At 63.5% G+C, this 24,313-nt stretch carries 20 protein-coding genes and 1 pseudogene; 12 read left to right on the top strand and 9 right to left on the bottom strand.

Annotated features, from left to right (window positions below; genetic code table 11):
• The first annotated feature begins 10 nt into the window (after positions 1–10).
• Positions 11–649: a DsbA family oxidoreductase gene (locus BMX36_RS02955; protein ID WP_177179004.1), complete on the top strand. Its 639-nt coding sequence runs from the start codon at positions 11–13 to the stop codon at positions 647–649.
• Between the two features lie 9 nt (positions 650–658).
• Here BMX36_RS02955 and BMX36_RS02950 read toward each other — a convergent pair whose 3' ends face one another.
• Positions 659–1,279 carry a glutathione S-transferase family protein gene (locus BMX36_RS02950; protein WP_093063621.1) on the bottom strand — a complete coding sequence of 207 codons (621 nt, stop codon included), beginning with the start codon at positions 1,277–1,279 and terminating at the stop codon, positions 659–661.
• Between the two features lie 6 nt (positions 1,280–1,285).
• The gene (locus tag BMX36_RS02945) at positions 1,286–4,432 is read right to left on the bottom strand and encodes an acetyl-CoA carboxylase family protein (RefSeq protein ID WP_218142127.1); all 3,147 of its coding nucleotides are present in this window, start codon (positions 4,430–4,432) and stop codon (positions 1,286–1,288) included.
• A 153-nt stretch (positions 4,433–4,585) separates the two neighbouring features.
• Between BMX36_RS02945 and BMX36_RS02940 the strand changes: the two genes are divergently transcribed.
• Complete coding sequence (locus BMX36_RS02940) at positions 4,586–5,845, top strand: MFS transporter (protein ID WP_093065170.1); 1,260 nt, start codon at positions 4,586–4,588, stop codon at positions 5,843–5,845.
• Here the strand turns inward: BMX36_RS02940 and BMX36_RS02935 are convergent.
• The 6 genes from BMX36_RS02935 to BMX36_RS02910 form a co-directional block, all read right to left on the bottom strand.
• Positions 5,832–6,368 (bottom strand): (2Fe-2S)-binding protein, encoded by a 537-nt coding sequence (locus BMX36_RS02935; protein WP_093063620.1) that lies wholly within the window; start codon positions 6,366–6,368, stop codon positions 5,832–5,834. The genes BMX36_RS02940 and BMX36_RS02935 overlap by 14 nt on opposite strands.
• Positions 6,369–6,374: 6 nt before the next feature.
• Entirely contained in the window at positions 6,375–7,496 is a 1,122-nt protein-coding gene (locus BMX36_RS02930) for a CaiB/BaiF CoA transferase family protein (RefSeq protein WP_093063619.1), read from the bottom strand.
• Positions 7,497–7,692: 196 nt separating this feature from the next.
• A complete protein-coding gene (locus tag BMX36_RS02925) occupies positions 7,693–8,835 on the bottom strand; it encodes a CaiB/BaiF CoA transferase family protein (protein ID WP_093063618.1) in 1,143 nt (380 codons plus the stop codon).
• Positions 8,832–10,016, bottom strand: coding sequence for an acyl-CoA dehydrogenase (locus BMX36_RS02920; RefSeq protein WP_093063617.1), 1,185 nt, complete (start codon positions 10,014–10,016; stop codon positions 8,832–8,834). Before BMX36_RS02920 ends, BMX36_RS02925 begins: the two co-directional genes overlap by 4 nt.
• Before the next feature lie 171 nt (positions 10,017–10,187).
• Positions 10,188–10,532, bottom strand: coding sequence for a DUF6285 domain-containing protein (locus BMX36_RS02915; protein ID WP_093063616.1), 345 nt, complete (start codon positions 10,530–10,532; stop codon positions 10,188–10,190).
• Complete coding sequence (locus BMX36_RS02910) at positions 10,529–11,545, bottom strand: phosphotransferase family protein (protein ID WP_093063615.1); 1,017 nt, start codon at positions 11,543–11,545, stop codon at positions 10,529–10,531. The genes BMX36_RS02915 and BMX36_RS02910 overlap by 4 nt, the downstream gene beginning before the upstream one ends.
• 90 nt (positions 11,546–11,635) lie before the next feature.
• Here BMX36_RS02910 and BMX36_RS02905 point away from each other — a divergent pair, with 90 nt between their 5' ends.
• The 3 genes from BMX36_RS02905 (at position 11,636) to BMX36_RS02895 (ending at position 16,545) form a co-directional block, all read left to right on the top strand.
• Positions 11,636–13,003, top strand: coding sequence for an acyl-CoA dehydrogenase family protein (locus BMX36_RS02905; RefSeq protein ID WP_066779885.1), 1,368 nt, complete (start codon positions 11,636–11,638; stop codon positions 13,001–13,003).
• 281 nt (positions 13,004–13,284) lie between these two features.
• Complete coding sequence (locus BMX36_RS02900; protein ID WP_331710396.1) at positions 13,285–14,328, top strand: NAD(P)H-dependent flavin oxidoreductase; 1,044 nt, start codon at positions 13,285–13,287, stop codon at positions 14,326–14,328.
• Between the two features lie 81 nt (positions 14,329–14,409).
• Positions 14,410–16,545 carry a histidine kinase dimerization/phosphoacceptor domain -containing protein gene (locus tag BMX36_RS02895; RefSeq protein WP_093063614.1) on the top strand — a complete coding sequence of 712 codons (2,136 nt, stop codon included), beginning with the start codon at positions 14,410–14,412 and terminating at the stop codon, positions 16,543–16,545.
• Between the two features lie 74 nt (positions 16,546–16,619).
• Here the strand turns inward: BMX36_RS02895 and BMX36_RS02890 are convergent, their stop codons facing one another.
• Positions 16,620–17,138: a biliverdin-producing heme oxygenase gene (locus tag BMX36_RS02890; RefSeq protein ID WP_093063613.1), complete on the bottom strand. Its 519-nt coding sequence runs from the start codon at positions 17,136–17,138 to the stop codon at positions 16,620–16,622.
• 303 nt (positions 17,139–17,441) lie between these two features.
• Between BMX36_RS02890 and BMX36_RS02885 the strand changes: the two are divergent.
• From BMX36_RS02885 to BMX36_RS22030, 7 genes and pseudogenes are all read left to right on the top strand, one after another.
• Positions 17,442–18,611, top strand: a pseudogene (locus tag BMX36_RS02885) (tyrosine-type recombinase/integrase); the annotation flags it as partial.
• A gap of 244 nt (positions 18,612–18,855) precedes the next feature.
• Positions 18,856–19,158, top strand: a complete 303-nt coding sequence (locus tag BMX36_RS02880; protein WP_052819623.1) for a hypothetical protein — start codon at positions 18,856–18,858, stop codon at positions 19,156–19,158.
• Positions 19,159–19,170: 12 nt separating this feature from the next.
• Positions 19,171–19,539 (top strand): type II toxin-antitoxin system RelE/ParE family toxin, encoded by a 369-nt coding sequence (locus BMX36_RS02875; protein WP_052819624.1) that lies wholly within the window; start codon positions 19,171–19,173, stop codon positions 19,537–19,539.
• A gap of 1 nt (position 19,540) precedes the next feature.
• Positions 19,541–19,924 (top strand): XRE family transcriptional regulator, encoded by a 384-nt coding sequence (locus tag BMX36_RS02870; RefSeq protein WP_082178886.1) that lies wholly within the window; start codon positions 19,541–19,543, stop codon positions 19,922–19,924.
• 85 nt (positions 19,925–20,009) lie between these two features.
• Positions 20,010–21,740, top strand: coding sequence for an ATP-dependent nuclease (locus BMX36_RS02865; protein WP_052819625.1), 1,731 nt, complete (start codon positions 20,010–20,012; stop codon positions 21,738–21,740).
• Positions 21,730–23,181, top strand: a complete 1,452-nt coding sequence (locus BMX36_RS02860; protein ID WP_052819626.1) for a UvrD-helicase domain-containing protein — start codon at positions 21,730–21,732, stop codon at positions 23,179–23,181. Before BMX36_RS02865 ends, BMX36_RS02860 begins: the two co-directional genes overlap by 11 nt.
• A gap of 99 nt (positions 23,182–23,280) precedes the next feature.
• Positions 23,281–24,150, top strand: a complete 870-nt coding sequence (locus BMX36_RS22030) for a hypothetical protein (protein WP_256210635.1) — start codon at positions 23,281–23,283, stop codon at positions 24,148–24,150.
• Positions 24,151–24,313 lie beyond the last annotated feature (163 nt).

Below are 24,313 nucleotides of genomic sequence, written 5' to 3'. Positions count from 1 at the left end.
AGAGATCACCATGCGCACATTGCGGATCGACATCGTCTCCGACATCGTGTGTCCCTGGTGCTATATCGGGCTGGCGAACCTTCAAAAGGCGCTGGAGGCGGTTGGCGACGAAATTTCGGTCACGATCGACTTCCACCCGCTTCAGCTGAACCCTGGCCTTCCCCCTGAGGGAGAGCTTTCCGCCGACAATATCGCTCGAAAATACGGCATGACGCCAGAGCAGGCCCGCTCGCGAGGTGGCGGGGTTCGCGCCGCAGCCGCCGAGGCCGGGCTTGCCATGGCCGGACGTCCCGACCGGCTGTATGACACGTTCGATGCTCATCGACTGCTCGCCTGGGCGCGGGAACAGGGCCGCCAACAAGAAATGAAGCGCGCCTTGTTCGACGCCTATTTCGAACGTGGGGGCAACATATCGTCAGCGGACATCCTCGTCGAGGCGGCGACCGAGGCCGGTCTCGACGCAGCCGCCGCGAAACAGGTGCTGGCGCGAGGCGACTTTGCAGCGCAGGTGCATGACGATGAGATCGAGTGGCGATCGGAGGGTATTGCCTCCGTTCCCACAATGGTCGTGGATGGCGAGTTCGTTATCAACGGTGCGCAGGCGCCCGATCGGATTGAACGGGCGCTGCGCAAGTTGGCCGCGCGCTAATCGATCAGATCAGCCCGACTTCTGAGCATCCTTTGCGCGCCCGAAGCCTTCACGGCCCTTCAATCGCTGCCAATAGGCCGCAACCTGGGGCGGAAAGCCATCGTCGATCTTCAGGCTCTTCGCCAAGAGAAGCGCGTAACCGACGGATATATCAGCCATTGTGAAACGGTCGGCGACCAGCCATTTGCGATCGCCCAAGGCGCGCTCGACGTGCCGCAAGCGCGAATGAAACCATTGGGCATAATCGTCGGCCGCCTGTGGCAAACGACGTTCCGGCGGCTCCAGCATTCGGTATCGCAGCACCAGCGTCTGCGGGAAGGTCAGCGTTGCCTCTCCGAAATGCAGCCAGTTAAGCCATGCGCCATAGTCTGCCTCTTCGGGGCCGACCGCGAGCGGCGTGGGCCCGTATTTCACCGCCAGATATTGCACGATCGCCGCTGACTCGGTGAGCCGCGCATCGCCGTCGATCAGCAACGGGATCGTACCAAGCGGGTTTGCGTCCAGGTAGGACGGCTCGCGCACGCGCGGCGGGAATGGCAGCAGGTGCAGCTGGTAGGGAAGCTTCAGTTCCTCCAGCGCCCAGAGGGCACGGAAGGAACGCGCGTCAGCACAATGATAAAGCTGGATCATCTTCTCTCACCAAGTGTCGACATAGCGGCCGGAGCGCCGCGAAGGGGTGGAGGCAAGGCCACGAAGCAACCATTTGCGCGTATCGGCAGGATCGATCACGGCATCGATCTCTAAATATTGCGCCACGGACACGGCCTTCCCACGCTCATAGGAATTGGCGACAAGCTCCTGGTAACGCGCTTCTCTTTGCGCGGGATCGGTGATCGCCTCGAGTTCTTTGCGATAGCCGAGGCGAACCGCGCCTTCGAGCCCCATCCCGCCGAACTCACCGGTCGGCCATGCCACGGTAAAGGGGCCGGCGTGCAGCGACCCTCCCGCCATCGCCTGCGCGCCCAGGCCATAGGCCTTGCGGATGACGACGGTGAAGACCGGAACAGACAGCGCCGAGCCCACGATGAACATGCGCGCGCCGCGGCGGATCGGCGCCGTCTTCTCTGCGTCCGGGCCCACCATGAAACCGGGCGTGTCGCAAAGGGAAACGATAGGAATGCCAAAGGCGTCGCAAAGCTGGAAGAAGCGCGCCGCCTTGTCAGAGCCTTCCGCATCGACGGCGCCCGACAGGAACTTGCAATCATTTGCGATAATGCCAATCGCCCGGCCATCGATGCGCGCCAGCCCGGCAATCATGCCTTTGGCGTAGCCACCCCGCAGCTCGACGAATGAGCCCTGATCGAACAAGCCCGCGATCACCGCCCGCATGTCGAAGACGCGTAGCCGGTTCTCCGGCACGACGTGACGGAGCAGGCGCTGGTCCGGCACCTCACCGCCGCTCACGCGGCCTTGGAAGAAAGAGAGTAAACGACGCGCCAGATCGGTTGCGTCCGCTTCATCTTCCGCGAGCACGTCGACTGCCCCGCTTTGCCAGTGAACCTCGACGGGGCCGACCTCCTTGGGGGAATAGACGCCAAGGCCCCCCCCCTCGATCATGGCGGGGCCGCCAACGCCAATATGCGCGTCCCGCGTCGCGATCGTGATGTCGCAGCTGCCGAAAAGTACCGCATTTCCGGCAAAGGAATAGCCTGAGGTGATGCCGATTCGTGGCGCCGTGCCGGAAAGCGCAGCGAAGCTGCGGAACGTCGGCACATCCAGTCCCGTCGCGCCGACGGAATCCACATCTCCCGGCCGTCCTCCACCACCTTCGGTATAGAAAACGATCGGGAGCTTCAGGTCAGCGGCGATGCCGAAAAGGCGATCGGTCTTGCGATGGTTGTTATGGCCCTGCGTTCCGGCAAGAACAGTATAGTCATAGGCCAGGCCCAGGCACTTCGCCGCCTCCTCCCCATGATCCTGCGCATTGACGGTGCCGATCCCCCCGACGAGTCCATCCGCCGGCGTGTTGCGCATCAGATCGTCCAGGGTGCGTCGCCGGCGCTGCGCCGCAATCGTCAGTGCGCCATATTCAACAAAGCTGTCCGGGTCGAAGAGGTGGTCGAGGTTCTCACGGGCGCTGCGCTGGCCGGTCCGGCGCCGACGGGCCATGGCGTCCGGACGATATTCATCCAGTCCCAGGGCGTGGCGGGCATGAACTTCGGCCAAGTCAGGGCGGACCAAGTCGAGGTCCAGCTCCTGCACGGCCGTCGCCTCCCCGATTGCATCGTCAGTCGGTTCGATGCTGAGGAAAAGGCCACCCTCCTCGATCACCTTTCCCTTCACGGCTGCAATGGCTGTCACTAACCCGCTGCGCGAAGCGACAACGGCATGCTGCATCTTCAATGCCTCAACGGTGCCCACCTCCATCCCGGCATGGATGCTGTCACCCACCGACACGTCGATACCGACGACGACGCCCGACAAAGGGGCAACGATCGCTTGCGCATCCTGCGTCGCCTGCGCCGGCATCGTGGGGGAAATGAGATCTGCGACGTATCGATCGAACCATGCGGTGTCGATGCTGACGTCAGAGACCTCCGGTCGCTCGAGCAGTCGCGCGAGCAACGGAAGGTTCGTGCCTAATCCCATGATGCGGTATTCGGAAAGTGCGCGTCTGGCTCGGGCGAGCGCGCCCTCCCAATCGGGCGCGTGCACGATCAATTTGGCGAGCAGCGGGTCGAACCGCGGATTGGCCGCGACGCCAGCTTGCGCTGCGCCGTCGATGCGAATGCCTGGACCTCCAGGAAGAGAAAGATCGGTAATGGTTCCCGCCGATCCGCGCGGTGTTCCGTCGCTTCCGATCGTCTCTGCGTTGATCCGCAGCTGCATCGCGACGCCGCGAGGCTCTGGCACAGCAAGCGGCAGCGCTTTCCCCTGAGCAAGGCGGAGCTGAAGGGCAACAAGGTCGAGGCCAGTGACTTCCTCTGTCACCGTGTGCTCCACCTGTAGCCGAGGATTAACTTCAAGGAAGGCGAACGCTTCCGGATGATCAGGCGATAGGTCCCGATCTACCAGGAACTCGGCAGTGGCCACGCCGACATATCCCGTGCCATCCAACAGCTTGACGGCGGCGGCCTGGATGCGATCGGCGAGCGCCGGATCCAGTGCCTGAGCCGGCGCGATCTCGATCAGCTTCTGGTGCCGGCGCTGCAGCGTGCAATCACGCGTGCCGAGCGCCAGAACCCGCCCGTGAGCGTCAGCCGCCAGTTGCACCTCGATATGCCGTGCGGAAGGAATGTAGCGCTCCACCATCACGGCGTCAGAGCCGAACGCCGCAAGCGCCTCCGCCCCAGCTGCCGCCAGTTGCGCGGCTAGCGTCGATCGGTCCTGGACCACGCGGATGCCGCGCCCGCCGCCACCCGCAACGGCCTTCACGATGACGGGGCCCGCACCATCCTTGCCTTCCGCCAGAACCGGCACGCCGACGCTGCGCGCGTGGTGCTTGGCCGCTGCCTTGTCGCCAAACAGCTTCAACAAATCCGCATGCGGCCCGACGAACGTGAGCCCCGCTTCGCTGCACGCCTGCGCCAGTCCGGCATTTTCACTGAGGAAGCCATAGCCAGGGTGAATCGCCGTACATGCCTCAGCTCGGGCGGCGGCGATAATGCCCTCGATGGACAGATAGGCAGGCGCGCCCTCGCCGGTGAGCGCAACCGCGCAATCTGCTGCTGCAACATGGGGCGCGGCCTCGTCATCCTCGGAGTAAACCGCAACGGTTCTCAACCCGATTGCCGACGCTGCCCTTGCGATCCGGATCGCGATTTCGCCGCGGTTGGCGATCAACAGGCTTTCGATGGCCCCTCTCCCTTTATCATCAAACTCCTTCAGGCGAGCCGCGCCGCGCATCAACCCCTTTTCGCCATGCCGTTCCTGTGGCTAAGCCCACGATCGACCACGCCAGCGTGGATCATCGCTCAGGTGAAGAATGATGGCAGCATGAACCCACGACTGAAATCGATCATCGGAGGCTCCACCGGCAACCTGGTGGAATGGTACGATTGGTATGCCTATTCTGCCTTCACGCTATACTTCGCTCCGCACTTCTTCCGAGCGGAGGATCGCACCGCGCAATTGCTGAGCGCCGCGGCGGTGTTCGCCGTTGGGTTCGTCATGCGACCGATCGGCGCCTGGATCATGGGGATCTACGCCGATCGGCGGGGGCGAAAGGCCGGGCTGACGCTCTCGGTTACGCTGATGTGCGCTGGCTCCTTCCTGATCGCCGTGACACCGGGGTATGAGACAATCGGCGTCCTCGCCCCAGCCCTGCTTGTGTTCGCGCGGCTGATGCAGGGGCTGTCGGTCGGCGGGGAATATGGCGCCAGCGCGACCTATCTGTCGGAGATGGCTGGTCGCGATCGCCGCGGTTTCTTTTCGAGCTTCCAATATGTTACCTTGATCGCCGGTCAGCTGACCGCGCTCCTAGTGCTGCTGGTGCTGCAATCCACCATGAGCGAGGCAGCGCTGGACGCCTGGGGCTGGCGCATCCCGTTCGCGATCGGCGGCGTACTGGCGATCGTCGTCTTCCGCATCCGTCGCGGCCTCGCCGAAACGGAAAGCTTCAAGCGCGCGGACGGACCGAAATCCGGCTTCTGGACGCTCGTCACTCAACACCCGCGCGAAACGGCAACCGTCATGTTGCTGACCGCCGGCGGCACGCTCGCCTTCTATGCCTATTCGATCTACATGCAGAAGTTCCTGGTCAACACCAGCGGCTTCGACCGGAAAACGGCGAGCCAAATCAACGCCGCAACGCTGTTTCTTTTCATGTGTTTGCAACCACTTGTCGGTGGACTTAGCGATCGTATCGGAAGAAAGCCGCTGATGGTCGGCTTTGGAATTCTGGGCGTGCTCGCCACCTATCCAATCTTCACGACGCTGGAGACGGTGGGCAGCCCATTGATCGCGGGGTTGCTGGTCATGGCGGCGCTGGTGATCGTGACCGGCTATACCTCGATCAATGCGGTGGTAAAGGCAGAGCTTTTCCCCGCCAACATCCGCGCGCTTGGCGTCGCGTTGCCCTATGCGCTGGCGAACACGCTCTTCGGCGGCACGGCGGAATATGTCGCCCTGTCGTTCAAGGATGCCGGGTGGGAACGCGGGTTCTACTGGTATGTCAGTGCGATGATCGCCGTTTCTCTGATCGTCTATGTCCGTATGCGCGACACACGCACGACCAGCCGGATCAGCGAGGACTAAGCGCGGGGATGCTGCGCGCCGCCTCGGCCGGGTCAATGCCCGGTCGCGTGGTGGCGGGCAGCGTTTCGTCGCCGCGAGCGGCCCGCGCCGCACGCTGAATGGCCTCCACCAGACGGGGATAGATGCCGCAGCGGCATATATTGGTGATGGTCTGGCGAATCTTGGCCTCGGACGGATCGCGATCATTCTTGATCAGCACCGCCGCCGCCATGACGAGTCCCGGAAGGCAGAAGCCGCATTGCACGACATTGCCGGCGAGCAGCGCGGCCTGCACCGGATGCGCCCGATCGCGCGACAATCCCTCCACGGTGGTGACGAAGCTGCCCTCCACCTGGGACAGCGTCACCCGGCAGGAGCGGACGGCGCGCCCGTCGATATCGACGGTGCACGCCCCGCAGCTTCCCGTGCCACAGCCATATTTCGCGCCCGTCAGGTTGGACGCGTCGCGCAGCGCCCATAGCAGCGGCGTGGCCGGGTCGAGGCGATATTCGATCGCCTCGTTGTTCACGGTAAGTCTTGGCATCCCGGCTCAATAGCCGAGCGCGGCGACCTCCGCATCATCGAAGCCGAGGTCACGGAGCACCGCCGCATCCTGCCGATCGGCGCCGAGCGACGGGGTCACGGTACCGCTCTTCGAATAGCGCGGCGCGGGTGCTGGCTGCTTGATCCCTCCCGCCTCGACAAAGGTGCCGCGCGCCTTGTTGTGCACATCGTCATAAGCCTCGTCGAAGCCGAGCACCGGCGCGAAGCACACGTCATGCCCCTTGAACGCGGCAACCCACTCGTCACGCGACTTGCTCTTGAACAGCCCGGTCAGTTCCTCCTTCAACGCCGGCCATTGGCGCTGATCCATCTGTGCCGCCCATTTGTCGTCCGACAGGCCCATCACTTGGCGGAACTCGGCATAGAATTGCGGCTCGATCGCGCCGAGCGAGATGAACTTGCCATCGCCCGTCTCGTAGGTGTCGTAGAAATGCGCGGCAGTATCGAGCAGGTTCGTGCCCCGCTCGTCGCTCCAGCGGCCCATCCCGCGAAAGCCCCACATCATGGTCATCAGGACCGCCGAGCCATCGGTCATCGCTGCATCGACCACCTGACCCTCGCCAGTGCGCGCGGCATGGAGCAGCGCCGCGAGCATGCCATAGGCCAGGAACATGCCGCCACCGCCGAAGTCGCCAACCATGTTGATCGGCGGGGTCGGCTTCTCACCCTTGCGCCCGAACGCATGAAGCGCCCCGGAAATGGCGATATAGTTGATGTCGTGGCCAGGCTCTGGCGCCATCGGGCCGTACTGGCCCCAGCCGGTCATGCGACCGTAGACGAGCTTGGGATTGTCGGCGAGCAGCACATCCGGGCCGAGCCCCAGCCGCTCCATCACACCGGGCCGGAACCCCTCGATGATCGCGTCAGCGCCCTTCACGATCTTGCGCACCGCTGCGATGGCGTTCGGGTCCTTCAGATCCATGCCGACCGACTTGCGACTGCGCAGCAAGGGGTCCTTTTCCGCCACGCCATTGCCCTGCGTCTTTCCGGGCCGATCGATTCGGATCACCTCCGCCCCGTGATCGGCCAGCATCATGCCGGCGAACGGGCCCGGGCCGATACCGGCGAATTCAACGATACGGATGCCGGCGAGGGGTGGCGTGCTCACGGATGCTCTCTCCTGACTAGATTTGCGGGAGGGGTATCGCGGCGGCGGCGCGAGCACAACAAAAGTTATGCTGGGCGACGCTTGCTTTCCTCGTCTTCACGCGGACCCGAAATGCTGAAGCGCCGACCTCGCGAATTCCTTCCCAAGCCGGCGGTTATGGATCCCGGCCTTCCCGGGGACGACAAAACGAAAGTGGCTAGTCGCTCCGGAGAGCTGGCGCGCCTTTGCTCAACGACAGTTCGGCATCAGAAAATCGGATCGGCGTCCGCAAGCCAGCGATCGGCCTCGTCTCGTTCGCCGGCAGCACCATACCGCGTGCCACGACCTGTGGATCGTTCAATGCCTGCTCCACCGTGTTGATCGGCCCGGCCGGCACCCCCGCCGCTTCCAGCTTTGCCAGAAGATCGTCACGTGCGAACGTGCGACAGCGTTCCTCGATCAACGCGAACAAGGGCGCGCGATGCGCGATGCGGCCGGCGTTGGTGTCCCAGCGCGGATCCGGGCCGATCCCGACAATCGCGGCAAAGCGGTGGTATTGCGCGTCATTGCCCACCGCGAGGATGAACCAGCCGTCGCTTGTCGGGAACACGGCATAGGGGCTGACATTGGCATGGGCATTGCCCATCCGCGCGGGGTTCTCGCCGCTCGCGAAATAGTTCGCCGCTTGATTGGCGAGCACCCCCACCATCGTGTCGAGAAGCGCGCAGTCGACCTGCTGCCCCCTGCCCGTTCGCGCCCGCATCATCAGCGCGGCCTGAATGCCGATGGTGGCGTAGAGCCCGGTCATGATGTCGGCAAAGGCGACGCCGATCTTCTGCGGTGCGCCGTCCGGCTCTCCGGTCAGCGACATGATCCCGCCCAGCCCCTGGATGATGAAATCATAGCCAGCGCGATGGGCATACGGCCCGGTCTGGCCAAAGCCGGTGATCGAGCAATAGACCAGCCGCGGATGATCGGCGGCCAGGCTCGCATAATCGAGGCCGTATTTGGCGAGCCCGCCCACCTTGAAGTTTTCGATCACCACGTCGGCGTCGGCGATCAGCGCCTTCACCCGCGCCACGTCTTCGGGATTGGTGAAGTTCGCGACGATGCTCGTCTTGCCGCGGTTGCACGCGTGATAATAAGCGGCCGCCTGGTCGCCGTCATGCTCCACGAAAGGCGGGCCCCAGGTGCGCGTGTCGTCACCCCCTGGGCTCTGCACCTTGATGACCTCGGCACCGAGATCGGCAAGGATCTGCCCCGCCCAAGGACCTGCGAGGATACGGGCAAGCTCGACGACCTTGATGCCGGCGAGAGGATGACGCCCCTCCCCTGATGAGGAGGGATGAGCGTCGGTCAAAACGCCGCAATCCCGGTGATGGCGCGCCCGAGGATCAGCGCGTGGACGTCGTGCGCGCCTTCATAGGTGTTCACCGTTTCCAGGTTCATCACGTGGCGCATCACCTGATACTCGCCCGAGATCCCGTTGCCGCCATGCATGTCACGCGCGACGCGGGCGATGTCGAGCGCCTTGCCGACATTGTTGCGCTTGACGATCGAGACCATCTCCGGCGCGAAGCGGCCCTCGTCCATCAGGCGACCGACACGCAAGCTCGCCTGGAGGCCAAGCGCGATCTCCGTCTCCATGTCGGCGAGCTTCTTCTGGTAAAGCTGCGTCGCGGCGAGCGGCCGGCCGAACTGCTGGCGGTCAAGGCCGTACTGCCGCGCGGCATGCATGCAGAATTCCGCCGCACCCATGCTGCCCCAGCTGATCCCGTAGCGGGCACGATTGAGGCAGCCGAACGGGCCCTTCAGCCCCTGCACCTCGGGGAGCAACGCCTCCTCGCCAACCTCGACATCCTCCAGCACGATCATGCCGGTGATCGACGCGCGGAGCGACAGCTTGCCCTCGATCTTGGGCGCGGACAGCCCCTTCATTCCCTTTTCGAGGACGAACCCGCGAATGCCGCCGCCATGCGCGTCGCTCTTCGCCCAGACAACGAACACGTCGGCGATGGGAGAGTTGGAGATCCACGTCTTCGCGCCGTTCAGGACATAGCCGCCGTCGGTCTTGACCGCGCGGGTCTTCATGCCGCCGGGATCGGAGCCGGCGTCGGGCTCGGTGAGGCCGAAGCAGCCGATCCATTCGCCGCTGGCGAGCCTGGGCAGGTACTTCCGCTTCTGCTCCTCCGATCCGTACGCATGGATCGGGTACATGACGAGGCTCGACTGAACGCTCATCATCGAGCGATAGCCCGAGTCGATCCGCTCCACCTCGCGCGCGACGAGGCCGTAGGCGACATAGCTCGCGCCGACGCCGCCATATTCTTCGGGAATGGTCGGGCCGAGCAGGCCCAGTTCGCCCATCTCGCGGAAGATCGCCGGGTCGGTAACCTCGTTGGCGAACGCGTCGATGATCCGGGGCGCGAGCTTTTCCTGCGCATAGGCGCGCGCGGTATCGCGCACCATCCGCTCGTCCTCGCTCAACTGCTCGTCGAGGAGGAAGGGATCAGCCCAGTCGAACGCGCCCATGCCGGCCATAATCTACTCCGCTTGTCCTCGGCCGCCCCCTCCCGTTCGCCCTGAACCGATCGAAGGGCGTGTTCCGGGCACGGGCTTCGACAAGCTCAGCCCGAACGGGCGTGGAGGATAGGGCCTTTGCAAACCCTGTGGACCGGCGCGCGAGGATCGACAAGCGCAAGCCGCTGCGGTTCAGCCAAGCGTGTGCGCATATTTCGGCTGGTCGATCGCGATCGTGTCCAGCGCGGTTGCCTTGAGGTGAGCCACCAGCGCGGGGTCGTCAGGCGTGATGGCGCCGCTGCGGATCGCCTCCACCAGCGCGGCGTCCAGCTCGTCGCGCGTGCCGTCGCGGCTCAGGAGCGCGCGCATCCGCTCCACCGCGCGCGTATCCGCCGCCGGGCTCAACGCCATGTCACGCGCCGCGATCTCCAGCGCGTTGCGCGCCACGCGCAGGCCAAAGACGCTCGCGCTGCCGTCCACCGGCAGCCAATGCGCGACGCCGGCGACCAGTTCGTGCGCCGTGGGATGGGTGATCATGCCGCGTTCCTCTCGATGATCGCCACGATATCTGCCTCTGTTTCGGACAGCCGCCGACCGATCACGCCGCGCTCCGGCCCGGCGCTCGGATCGGAGGCAAAGCTCGCATACATGCCCATGGTCATCACGCCCCATTTCAAGCTGCCGAGCATGGACCAGAAATCGACTCGAGCCGCGCTGATCGGCTCGCCACCAGCCTCGGCATAGCCGTCGAGCAGGTCCTGCACGTCACCGAAGCCGCCAACGTAGCGATCGGGCCGACCGAATTTCCAGCTGTTGGTGCACAGCCAACCCATGTCCTCCGCCGGATCGCCGACATGCACCAGCTCCCAGTCGAGCACCGCGACGAGCCCCTTGTCGGGATCGACCATGATGTTGCCGTTGCGGAAGTCGCCGTGGACGAAGCGCGACGTCACCTTTTCCCTGGGCAGCCGCTTCTCCAGCCAGCGGAACGCCGCCTCGATCGTAGGCCGCACCGCGCCAGTCGCGCGCCAGGTCGCCTCATAATTGGCGAGCGTAGTGGCGGCATCGGTCTGATCCAGCCCCGACAGCGGCTCGACCGAGTGGATGCGCGCCAGCGCCGCGCCGCATTGCCGGGCAAGCTTGCCGCGCGCCGGCGCGAAGGCCGGATCGCTAGTGATCCGCTTGCCAAGCGTCTCGCCGGCGACGCGGTGCATGACATAGGCTTCGTCGAGCCCGTCCGCCTCCTCGTCACACACATAGGTCACGACCGGCGCCGGTACGCCCGCCTCCACCGCGCGCGCAATCGCCTCGGCCTCGCGGCGCAGCGGCGGCTTTGACACGGCGGAATTCTCCACCATTCGCGTGCGACGGCGAAGGATCAGCGGGGTCGCCGCCCCATCCTCTCCCATTGCGTCGAACGCCCATGTCTCCATGCTCGCTCCGCCGGTCAGCCGTACCAGATTATCGACCCGCGTGGCCCCGGGGGCCATGCATGGTGCAAGCGCCGACAGCCGCCGCGCCAACTCGTCTTTCGAAAGCCTCTCCGCCATCGCCCCTCGGCTTGTTTGATTTAGGGGCTTTAAAATCTCTGGCGGGCCGCTACGCAAGTTAAAAGAGTCGACTTAATTCGGGAGAGGGCCATGGATTTCGGATTGCCGCAGGATCTGCTCGACTATCTCAAGGAGCTGGACGCCTTCATCGAGGCGGAGATCAAGCCGCTGGAGGATGCGGACGACAACATCCGCTTCTTCGACCACCGCCGTGAGTATGCGCGCACCGACTTCGAGGCCGGCGGCTTGCCGCGTCACGAATGGGAAGAGCTGATGCGGGAGGCGAAGAAGCGCGCGGACAAGGCCGGCCATTTGCGATTCGCCATGGATCCCAAGTTCGGCGGAAAGGGCGGATCGAACCTGTGGATGTGTGTCATCCGTGAATATCTCGCCGCCAAGGGGCTCGGCCTCCACAACGACCTGCAGACCGAGCATTCGATCGTGGCGAACAACCCGTTCGCCAAGATGTTCGACGATTTCGGCACGCCGGAGCAGCGCGATGAGTTCATCAACGGCACGCTGAACGGCACGCGCCGCGTCACGTTCGGCCTAACCGAGCCGTATCACGGATCCGACGCGACCCACATGGAAACGCGTGCCGTGCCAGAGTCGCGCAACGGCGTGCCGGGCTATGTCATCAACGGCGAGAAGATGTGGACGACGGGCATGCACGTGGCGACCCACTGCGCCCTGTTCGCCCGCACGACGGGCGATGATGGCGCGGCGCGTGGCATCACCTGCTTCCTGGTTCCCACCGACGATGAGGGCGTGAAGGTCGAGGAATATCTCTGGACCTTCAACATGCCGACCGATCACCCGCGCGTCAGCTTCAAGGACGTGTGGGTGCCCGAGACCACGATCTTCGGCGAGCCGGAGAATGGCCTGCCGGTCGCGCAGGCGTTCGTGCACGAGAACCGCATCCGGCAGGCCGCGTCATCGCTGGGCGCCGCCACCTACTGCATCGAGGAATCGATCCGCTACGCGCGTCAGCGCAAGCCCTTCGGCGAGGATCTCGCGCGCAACCAGGCGATCCAGTTCCCGCTGGTCGAGCTGGCGACCCAGGCCGAGATGCTGCGCCTGCTGATCCGCAAGACGGCCTGGGAAATGGACCAGATGCCGCACCATGAGGTGGAGAAGCGGCTCTCGGACAAGGTCTCCATGTGCAATTACTGGGGCAACCGCCTCTGCTGCGAGGCGGCGGATCGCGCGATGCAGGTGCATGGCGGGATCGGATATTCGCGGCACAAGGCGTTCGAGCACATCTATCGCCATCACCGCCGTTACCGCATCACCGAGGGCGCGGAAGAGATCCAGATGCGCAAGGTGGCCGCATTCCTGTTCGGCTATCTCGGCCCCCGGCGGCAGGAGTTCAAGGAACTGGACTGGAGCGACGTTGACTATCGCAACAGCCAGATCCGGCCCCGATCGGGCAAGCAGGCGCTCGGGTCGGTGTTCTGAGTCGCTATGTCATCCCGGCCTTGCGCCGGGATCCAAGGTACCGCGAGCGCTGCGCGACGTATAAAAACGCAGCGTGCGCGGACTGATGGATCCCGGATCAAGTCCGGGATGACGTGGTGAGTGGGGGAACCGTCGCCCATCCGTCATGCCGACCATGTGCCGGCATCCAGGGAGCCGCCCGTTCAAAGCCTGAGGATGCGCGGCGGACTGGATGTCAGCACGTGGCCGGCATGGCAGAGTGAGTGCGGGACGACTTGCCCCCACCGACAAACCGGCATAACATCTGTTACGTTACCCCGCCGTACAGCGGCGCGGATAGGGAGAGGGAAATGCTCAAGACGCGGTTCACCGAGGCGTTCGGGGTTGAATATCCGATCGCGCAGGGCGGCATGCAGTGGGTCGGAAAGGCGAAGCTCGTCGCCGCCGTCGCCAATGCCGGTGCGCTCGGCTTTGTCACGGCGCTGACTCAGCCGACGCCGGAGGATCTGGCCAAGGAAATCCAGCGCACCAAGGATCTCACCGACAAGCCGTTCGGCGTAAACCTGACGATCCTGCCGACCATCACCCCCCCGCCCTACGCCGAATATCGCCGCGCGATCATCGAAGGCGGGATCAAGGTGGTCGAGACCGCCGGCTACAAGCCGCAGGAACATATCGACGATTTCAAGGCGCACGGGATCAAGGTGATTCACAAGTGCACCGCCGTTCGCCATGCCGTCTCGGCCGAGCGGATGGGCGCCGATGCGATCTCGATCGACGGCTTTGAATGCGCCGGCCATCCGGGCGAGGACGACATCCCCGGTCTGATCCTGATCCCCGCCGCCGCAAACAAGATCAAGGTGCCGATGCTCGCCTCGGGCGGCTTTGGTGACGGCCGCGGCCTCGTCGCCGCGCTCGCGCTGGGCGCCGACGGCATCAACATGGGTACGCGCTTCTGCGTGACGCAGGAGGCGGAGATCGCCGACAGCTTCAAGCAGCAGATGGTTGAGAATGACGAGCGCGCCACCGATCTCATCTTCCGCACGCTGCACAACACCGCGCGCGTGATGAAGAACCGCGTCAGCCAGGAAGTGGTCGCGATCGAGCGCAAGGGCGGTGCGGAGTTCAAGGACGTCCAGCACCTCGTTGCCGGCGCGCGCGGCCGCGCCGCCATGGAAAATGGCGATACCGAGGACGGCATCTGGTCCGCTGGCATGGTCCAGGGCCTGATCAACGACGTTCCGACGGTAAAGGAACTTGTCGACCGGATCGTCGCCGAAGCGGAAGAGATCATCGAGGGCCGTCTGCAATCGATGATCAGCCGCTACGCCCAAGCGGCGGAGTGAACGACTGCCCTGACATCAAATAGTTGCGCGGCTCGATCTTCTGCGCCATGCCCCCTCCTTCAGTCGCACTGAGGGAGGGCTATGGCGAGCCTGAACGAGCGGGCCGCGCCCGACCTGACCGAATGCGATCGCGAGCCCATTCACGTTCCGGGCGCGATCCAGCCTCACGGATTGCTCCTGGTCGCTGATCCAGGCACGTTTTTGGTGGAAGCCGGAGCGGGGTCGTTGGAACAGACCTTCGGCCCGGATTGGCTCGGCAAACCGCTGTCCGAACTACTGGACCAGGATGTCGCTGAACGGCTGGGATCTCGCCTCGCGGGTCCGGGCGGCTCGGTACGGGCAGCTTCGGTCGAGCTTTCCGGACGCTCCTACGACATCACGCTTCATCGCACCGGCGATCGTCTTGTCGCTGAACTGGAGCCTGCCTCGGACGATCCTCTGCTGGCGGGCGAGATGCTCAGCTGGATGGACGTTATCGCTGCCGGTTTCGAACGGGCACCGAACCTTCATACCCTATGCGCCCGCGCTGCGACCGCCTTTCAGACCCTGACCGGCTTCGATCGGGTGATGGTCTATCGCTTCCTCGATGACGAGGCTGGCCGTGTCGTCGCCGAGGCGCGCGACCCGTCGCTCGACAGTTTCATGCACCATCATTTCCCGGCCGGTGACATTCCGCGGCAGGCGCGCGCCTTGTACGTGCGCAATCGCACCCGGGTGATCCCTGATGTGCAATACCAGCCGGCCCCGATCCGCCCGGCGCACTATCAGTCGCTCGACCTGAGCGATGTCGCGCTGCGCAGTGTTTCGCCGGTCCATCTGCAATATTTGCGTAACATGGATGTTGGCGCATCGGCTTCGATCTCGATCGTCAAGGACGGGATGCTGTGGGGCCTGATTGCCTGTCATCACCGTAGTGCCAAGGCCATGACGCTCGACATCCGTCTTGCCGCGGCGGCGCTTGCCGGCGGCCTCGCGCGACAGATCCGTGCGCGCGAGGAAGCGGAAAGCTATCGTGAGCGGCTGTCGCTGCGCGCGGCCGAGGATTCGCTGGTGCCCGCATTCAGGCCCCCGCTGACCAGCGCGGTGGCGAGCCGCCATGACGATCTGCAGCGCATGATGGACAGCGATGGCGTGGCGGTGATCCATCCCGACGGCATCGATCGCTATGGTCGGTGCCCGGGCGAAGACGCCATTGCCCGTATCGGCACGTGGCTGGCGGAGCGCAACACCACCGATGCGTTCGTGACCCATCATCTCGCGGGCCAGCTTGGCCCGGCGACCGCGTTCGCGGAAACGGCAAGCGGCATCCTCGCCCTGCCGGTGCCGGAAGAACAGGCGATACTTTTGTGGTTTCGCGCCGAGCAGGTGGAGGAAATCGAATGGGCGGGCAATCCGCACAAGGGGGTCGAGCATGATCCCGCGGCCGTCCTGACACCCCGGACGTCGTTCGAGACATGGCGCGAAACCGTTCGCTGTCGCTCACGTCGCTGGACGCTGGAGCAGACCGAATCGGCACACCGGCTGCGCCGCGCATTTCGGGAGGCGAATGAGGTGCGCGAGCGGCAGCGCCTGTTCCGCGAACTGGAACGGGCGGTGGCCGATAAGGATCTCGCCCTGGCGCAGAAGGATGTGCTGATGAAGGAGGTGGACCATCGCGTCCAAAACAGCCTCCAGCTCGTATCGGCGTTTCTGTCGCTTCAGGCGCGTGAGGCCGGTCCCGGGCCGATTGCAGATCAGCTCATCGAGGCTCGCTCCCGGCTTTCTTCGGTCGCGCTGGTGCATCGCCGGCTTTACCGGGATGACCAGATCGAGGCGATTGATCTGGCGCGTTATCTCGAGGAGCTGATGGAGGATCTGAAGGGCTCGCTCGGAGAGGAATGGTCATCGCAGATGACGGTCGACCTCACGCCGATGCTGATCCCCACCGATCGGGCGGTCAGCATTGGGCTGATCGCTTCGGAACTCGTGATCAATGCGACCAAATATGCCTATCCCGGCCGCACCGGGCCGATCGACATTGCGCTGGAGCAATATCGCAATCGCTTGCGGCTGATCGTCGCGGATCATGGCGCCGGCGTCACCGGAACGCGGAGCGGCTTCGGCAGCCGCATGATGCAGGCGGTGATGGCGCGGATCAGCGGGACGCTCGATCACGCGGATAACAGCCCCGGTCTGCGGGCGATCCTCACCGCACCGATCGAGGACAAGCCGCGCTGAGGAGACGCGGGAGTCGGGTAGGTGATACCGCAACGCCCACGTCGGTGCTGGTATGCGGCGGCAAGGCGCGCCGCTCAAACGGCCCGTTCGTCGCGCGCCGCTGCCGCATATAGCGCGAAAGTGGCCTGCGCACCCGCCACCATCTCTTCCAGCCAGCCCTTGTCCTGCCCATCGGCAGCCCGATCGATCGCCTGGCGCATCGCGCGCCATTCGCCAGGCTCATGGACTGCGGAAAGATAGGCGACGGGCAGGCCCTGACCCACGCGCTTCGCCAGAAGGCCACCACCCAGGCGCGATCCTTCGACCACGTACAGTGCGCCCCAGTGCGCCGGCGTTCCTTCTCCGCCGGAGTCGACCGCAAGCTCGGCAGGCAAGCCAAGCGCGTCGAGGTCGGCAGCGAGAAGCGGCGTACGTCGCCGAAGTGCAGGCCAGACCGACACAGCCATCGCCTCCGCCTGTGGAAGCGCGCGTGCATGCGCCTGCAGGAAGCGCCCGTAGGCAGCCGCATCACCAAGATCATGAGTGCCGAAGATGAAGTCCACCGCCTCGTGCGAAGCCGCGGTTTTCGAGCGAAGCAGAGCGATTGCCGACATCAGGAGATGCGATGCCCTATCACCGGGCCGCCGTCGACCCCATGACATTGGCCTTCACTACGCCGAAGACTGGTACGGGTGGTCGGACTCGAACCGACAATCTGTTGCCAGAGGCGGATTTTGAGAGACCCCAGATGCCCTATCCTTTGTGTATCCGGGGGTATCCGTTTTCCCGATAACCGACTGTCAGCACTAGCTTTTTTCGGATATCGAGTCACCCATACCTAACCGGATGTACGCCACGGTTGGCTTTCTAGGTGCACCTATGTTGCACCTGAAATCCGACCTCATCGGAGGTTAGGAATGCCCAAAATCAAACTCACCAAGACCGCTGTAGACGCCGCAACCCCGCAGGAGCGCGATTACGAACTCCGGGATACGACGATACCCGGCTTCCTTGTCAAGGTCACCCCGGCCGGTCGCAAGATTTTCATGGTGGCCTATGTCGCCCATAACGGGCAGCGCCGAAAGCCCGCTATTGGCCGCTACGGCGAGATCACCGTCGAGCAGGCCCGCGGGATCGCTCAGGACTGGCTGGCCGAGGTTCGCCGCGGCCTCGATCCCAGCGCCGAGCGGGCCACAGCTCGGCAGGCACCCACGGTCAAAGAACTCTTCGACCGCTTCATCACCGACTACTCGGAGAGCCGCAACAAGCCGTCCACCGTTCATTCGAACCGCGGCTACGGCAAGCGCTACATTATCCCGGTGCTCGGCCAACTGAAGGTGCCCGACGTCACCCGCGCCGACATCTCGAATCTGATGAAGAAGATGTCGCACAAGCCCACGAACGCGAACCGCGTCCTGGCGGCCGTGCGGAAGATGTTCAACATGGCCGAGGTCTGGGGCATGCGCGCCGACGGGTCGAACCCATGCCGCCACGTCCCGAAGTACCCGGAACGGGGAAAGACCCGGCTGATCACCGACAGCGAGATGAAGAAGCTCTTCGCCTACCTTGCGCGCGCCGAGGCGGAGGGCCTTGAGCATCCCTTCATCCTCCTCGCGATCCGGCTCCAGTTCGAATTCGCGGCGCGCATGTCGGAGATCATCCAGCTCGAATGGTCGTGGGTCGATTACGACAACCGGCGCGTCGTCTGGCCCGACAGCAAGACCGGCGGCATGTCCAAACCCATGAGTGCCGAAGCGCAGCGGCTGTTCGAGACCGCTCCTCTCCTTGAGGAATCGCCTTTCGTCTGCCCGTCCGTCTTCGACCCCGACCTGCCGATGTCGAAGCACACCTATTATCAGGGCTGGCGACGCATCCTTGAGCGTGCAGGCCTCCCGCATATCGGAACTCACGGCATCCGGCATCGCTCGGCGACCGACATTGCAAACTCCGGCATCCCGGTGAAAGTCGGCATGGCGCTCACCGCCCACAAGACGGTGACTATGTTCATGAAGTACGTCCACACCGAGGACGACCCGGTGCGAGCCGCAGCGGAGGCGGTGAACCAGCGACGGCAGGCTCTGCTTGGCGGTCACTCGGCGAGCCCGCCTCCCACACCTACGCGGGCGCCGGTTGTGGAAGTGCCTTCGGTTGCGCCCGAAGTCGAGGTTATCGAGCCGGTGTTGACCGCGACCGGCAAACCCCTCGGCTACGAGGACGGCCAGTATGGTTCGCGCACCAAGCTCGGAAACTATCGGCCGTTCCGTCATCGCTCCGGCGACAATCGCGCCGTTCCGCCCGGCACCAAGCACGACGAGCCAAAGGAGGCGAGCCATGCGTAAGGACGCCAACCAGCGGCGCCGGTGGCCTACGGCGGACATCCTGCGTCGCGCGAGGTTTGTCGATGACGCAGGCCCGATCCGCTTCGTCGATACCGAGGCGGCCGCCCGCTACCTCGCCCTCGAAGGGCATACGCTGGAATGCTACCGCTCGCTGGGTGGCGGACCCGTATTTCACAAGTTTGGAAAATGGGTCCGCTACGCGGTCGATGATCTCGATGTTTGGGCCGAAAGTTGCCGTCGCGTGACCACGGCGTCGCCGGCCGCTCCGCGCATCCTTCCCATTGACCCGACATAGCCCGGAGGCTATATGAAGTGGGAAGTCCAAATCCACCCGGCCTTTGAGGGCGAGGTTTTGGCCTTTGAGCGCGATGTCCGCGAGGCGTTGCTCGCGGTTGCCAAGCTGCTGTCGGATTACGGCCCGCAGCTTGGTCGGCCCCATGCCGATACGCTCAAGGGGTCTAGCCATGCCAATATGAAGGAGCTGCGGTTCGAAGTGGCCGACGGCGAATGGCGCGCAGCCTTCGCCTTCGATCCAGAACGAAGAGCAATCCTGCTGGTAGCAGGAGACAAGTCGGGCGGAAGCCAGAAACGCTTCTATAGGAAGCTGATAGCAAAAGCGGATTTCCGGTTTTCCGAGCATCTGGAAAGCCTGAAAGCCGTAAAGAAGGGAAAGTGAGATGGGCCGGAACCTGAACGACTTCATCGCAACGCTGCCTCCGGGGGAGCAGGTCGCGATCGATACGCGCTATCAGGAGCTCAAGCAGGAGGTCGAAGGCCTGCGCGAGTTGCGCCAGATAGCGGGTAAGGCCCAGGCCGATATCGCCTCCGCGCTCAATATCAAGCAGCCTTCGGTCTCTAAAATTGAGAAGCAGACCGACATGTATCTCTCGACGCTTCGCAGCTATGTCGAGGCGGTGGGGGGTAAGCTCGAATTGACCGTCAAACTGCCGGAGCGTCCTGCTCTGCGAATTCACCATCTCGGCGATGACGGTGCCGCACCGCAGAAATCGGCTCGTCGGCCGCGCATCGGCGCGCAGATCGGCGGTGCCCGTGGGCGCTAGTTACCCGGATCGAGGATCCTTGTGAGCGATTTGGCATGAGAAAGAACTTTGACTGACGATCTGCGTCAGCGGCCTGGGGGCAGGAATGCGCATCGTCTATCTGGAGGTCCAGAACTTCCGTGGAATCAAATCTCTGGTTTGGGCACCTGCGGCGGGCATGAACTGCCTGATCGGCCCCGGCGACTCCACAAAAACGACCATCCTCGATGCCATCGAGCTGTGTCTAAATCCCCGCTCGTATAGCTTCGCCGATGATTGCGACTTCTTCGACCTCGATATCGAGAAGCCGTTGCGGATCACTGTAACGTTGGCCGGGCTACCCGGCGACTTCAAAGCCGAGGACCGATACGGTTTACACCTTCGGGGCTGGAACCAGGCAGCTACGAAAATCGAGGACGAGTCCGGCGCGGGTTTGGAAGACGCGCTATCCATCACCGTAGTTATCGATCAATCGCTAGAGGCGCGATGGTCGATCCACAATGATCGTATCGATGCCATCGACAAGGACCCACCGACCGTACGTTACAAAGACGCCAAGCGGATGGGCACCAATCGCTTGGGACCGTATGCCGAACGACATCTCGGCTGGGGCCGAACCTCCGTCCTGACACGCATCGGCGAGGCTGGTGAGGGATATAGCCTTCAACTGGCGGAAGCCGGCCGGGCGGCCCGCACAGCCTTCAAGGCCGGCGATCAAGGTATCTTCAAAAAAGCCGTCGACCGGGCAGAGGAGCTGAGCAAGCTATTCGCCGTGCCCGTCCGAGGGAAATTCACAGCCGAACTGGACGTTCAAGGGGTCAGCATCACCTCTGGCGGGATTGCATTGCATGACGGCAACCTTCCACTCCGCCGACTTGGAACTGGGTCCTCTCGCCTTCTCGTGTCCGCGCTTCAGCACGACGCCGGCCCGCCTCATATCGCTATCGTCGACGAAATCGAACATGGTCTGGAACCGCATCGCGTCGCCCGGCTGCTCAAGTATCTGAAAACGCCCAAGGGCGGGGAAGGTGCCGTCCAGCCGCAGATGTTCGTGACGACACACTCGCCAGTCGTCATCCGCGAGCTAACCGCCTCGGATATTTTTGCCGTTCGATCGTCAGCGGGTGTGACGACCGTGGCGTCAGTTTCGGGACTGGCCAGAGACCTCGACACGGCGCAGCGTCACCTTCGCGGAACGCCTGAGGCCTTCCTCGCGCGCAAGGTTCTTGTTGGCGAGGGGCGAACGGAACAGGGCCTTATGCGCGGGCTAGATGGATGGTGGCATACTAGCGGCCGAGATTCGTTCGCATTGCAGGGAGCGGTCCCGATCGATGGCGGGGGCAAGGATAAGGCCCCACTTATCGCCGAGCATCTTCGCGATCTTGGATACGAGGTCTGGCTTCTTCTGGACTCCGACCAGCCGCCAAACGCGGAGGCCTTGCGCAGAGCGACCGACAAAGGCGCGGCCTTCTGGCAATGGCCTGACAACTGCTCGACCGAGCAACGGCTGTTTCTCGACCTACCCTGGGCCGGAGTACGCGCACTGATTGCCCTCGCAATCGAGTGCGTCGGACAGGACAGCGTCATCGCCGTCCTCGACAATGCCTTGAACGCCGCCGGCCTTCCGACCGTTTCCGCCGCCAAGCTGGGACCGGAGCGCGACACCGTGGATTTGCGTCGGCTGATTGGTAAGGTCGCGAACGACAAGAGTTGGTTCAAGGACATTTCACGCGGCGAAGGGTTGGCATCAGTTGTCGGCCCCCATTTGGCCAACGTGGCTGCAACTCCACTCGCCCAAGGGCTCGATGCCATGCGGACATGGATCGATGGCTCCTGAGGTAGACGCAGATATTGCGCGATTGGCGGCCGGCGTTCGACGGGGGAGCATCATTGCGGCCGCTGGCTGCGGGAAAACCGAGCAAATTGCCCGTGCGGTGGGCGTGTCCGAACATCGCCGGCTCATTCTTACGCACACGCATGCCGGCGTCGACGCGCTCACGCGACGCCTCAAGAAACTTCAAATTCCTAGCGGTAAGTATCGCATCGACACGATCGCCGGCTGGTGCCTCCGGTTTGCGGCTTCCTTTCCTCGGCGCTCCGGCATCCTTTCGACCGCCCCCAACTCCACGGCGGAGTGGGACGCAGTTTATGCCGCCGGAGCCTGCCTACTCGATAGTGGCGCCGTGGATGGGGTGATCAATTCTTCATATGGTGGCTGCTTCGTTGACGAGTACCAAGATTGCACCCTGCAGCAGCACGATGTGATCCGACGGCTCGCCAATCATTTGCCGACGTGCGTTTTTGGCGACCCGCTTCAGGCCATCTTCGACTTCCGGGGCCAAACGCCGGTTAGCTGGGAGAAGGATGTCTTTCCAAACTTTGGACAAGCAGCCGAACTGGCAACTCCATGGCGATGGAAGAACGCCGGGAACGAGGATCTCGCCGAATGGCTTCGAGCCGTGCGGCTGGCGCTTCAGAAGGGCGAAATTCTTGATCTCAGCAATCGTCCAAGTTGCGTAACCTGGACCGCCTTGCCCGCCGATCCGCGCCATCAGCAGGCTACAGTAGTCCGGCAATGCCTCGAATCGATGCGCGATGACCTGCTTGGAAACCTCATAGTCATCGGCGACAGCACTAGCGAAAACCGTCGATCGGCGCTGGCGCAGAAGCTCGCACAGCAAGGGTTCGTCAATATCGAGGCGGTCGGCTGCAAGACGCTTTTCGCCACGGCCAGAGCCATTGATGGGTCGGTCGGACAAGCGCGTTTCAAGATGCTCCTGGCTTTCGCCGCCAAATGTATGATCGGGGCCGACAAGGCAGAACTCCAGCGCGCCGTTGACGCCCGCCAACAGGGCCGCCGCTTGGGCCAGGCTAAATTCGGCGATCTTTTGCAGCTCACCGATGCGATCATCCAGGACGGTGGCGATGACTCGATGCTCGCCTTCCTCCAGGCGCTGCGAGATCGGCCGGGCGTCCGCATCTACCGCCGCGAAATGTACTTTGCGATGCAATCGGCCCTCCAGACCACGACGAAGACCCAACCCCCGAGCCTCCACGCGTCGATCTGGGAGGTTCAAAATCGAAGTCGTCACGCCGGTCGCCGATTGGGAATCCGCAGTATTGGAAGCACGCTCTTGGTGAAAGGTTTGGAGTTCGACCGAGCCATCGTGACATCAACCGACGCAATGAGCGGCAAGGATTTGTATGTAGCGCTCACGCGCGCGACGAAAACTATAAGAATTATATCGCCGAGCGTCCGCTTCACGCCTGCGGCGTAGAGCGCGCTTCTCACTCAGAACAACAACTCGGTGGAAGCATTGCGCCAAGACAAATGGCAACACGTCCAACGAACATAGAAGGTCATTCTAGGAGGATTTATGGCAACCACTGCTTACTCGCAACACTACGCTCGCGAGATCGACGTCGAGCAACTCGCATGGTTGCTGAGCGGAAGGCAGCCCATTGCCGCCGAGCAGGTTCCCGAAATAGATCCCAAATGGAGCGACTGGATTCGCTCGGACGTTCGATGTTCGTCGTGCGGCAGCACCGGCGCTCATGTCGTGCGTTCGGCTCGCGCCCGCGCAACGCAAAAGCTGATCAGGCAATCTCACTTCCGGTTCGTCGGGCAGGACGGCAACGACGCGCATCATCCTTTCTGTGAATTCTATGGCGAAGACGATGGCGTGCTGGCATTCGACGGCGTCAAGGGGTCGACTTGGCAGCCACGTTTTTATCAGACTTGTGCGATCCTCCTGACATCAATGGGAGTGACGCTCCCAGAGTTCGTAGGTGAAGACGAAGCGGAGGTTGCAAAAAAGCTTATCGACGCAGCCGACGACGAAAGCGCGAAGGCCGTAAAGGGCGATGTAGAGGCGCACAAAAAGGTCTGGAACGCCAAGCTCGATGACGACCGCTCGACGCTACAAACCCAGGCCGCAGTGTGGGCCACCCGTCAGAACGGCCACCGAGTCGACTGCCCATCGTGCGGCTCGGCGGCTCTTGTCCTGGGGGAGCCAGTTTCTGCTCCAACACAGAAGCTCGACGACGACGAAATCATCGAAACCCAAGAGTATCTTCCGACCCACTTCGAATGCGTCGCATGCGGTCTCAAGATCGCCGGTCTCTCAAGACTCGCTGTCGTGGGTCTCAGCGATCGCTACAAGAAAACCCAGACCTACGACGCGGCAGAATATTATGCGCCTGCCGACGATTGGTCCAACTATGAAGACGACAATAACGAACGCTGATCGACAGCATCGCAAACACGTCCACGCGCGGCCATCGGCCGGGAAGCGATCGCAGCCGTCACCCGGTTCCTGTTCCTAACGAAACGAGGCTTTGACCTGCACCTGCCGCCAGGTCTTCGCCTGTAAACTGCCTCCGCACGTCCGCGACTTCGTCGGTTACACC

Origin of the sequence: Sphingomonas sp. OV641 (assembly GCF_900109205.1) — a bacterium.
In the GTDB taxonomy this organism is placed as follows: Bacteria; Pseudomonadota; Alphaproteobacteria; order Sphingomonadales; family Sphingomonadaceae; genus Sphingomonas.
The sequence above is the reverse complement of the archived record's forward strand: the minus strand, read 5'-3'. Positions and strand labels throughout refer to the sequence as shown.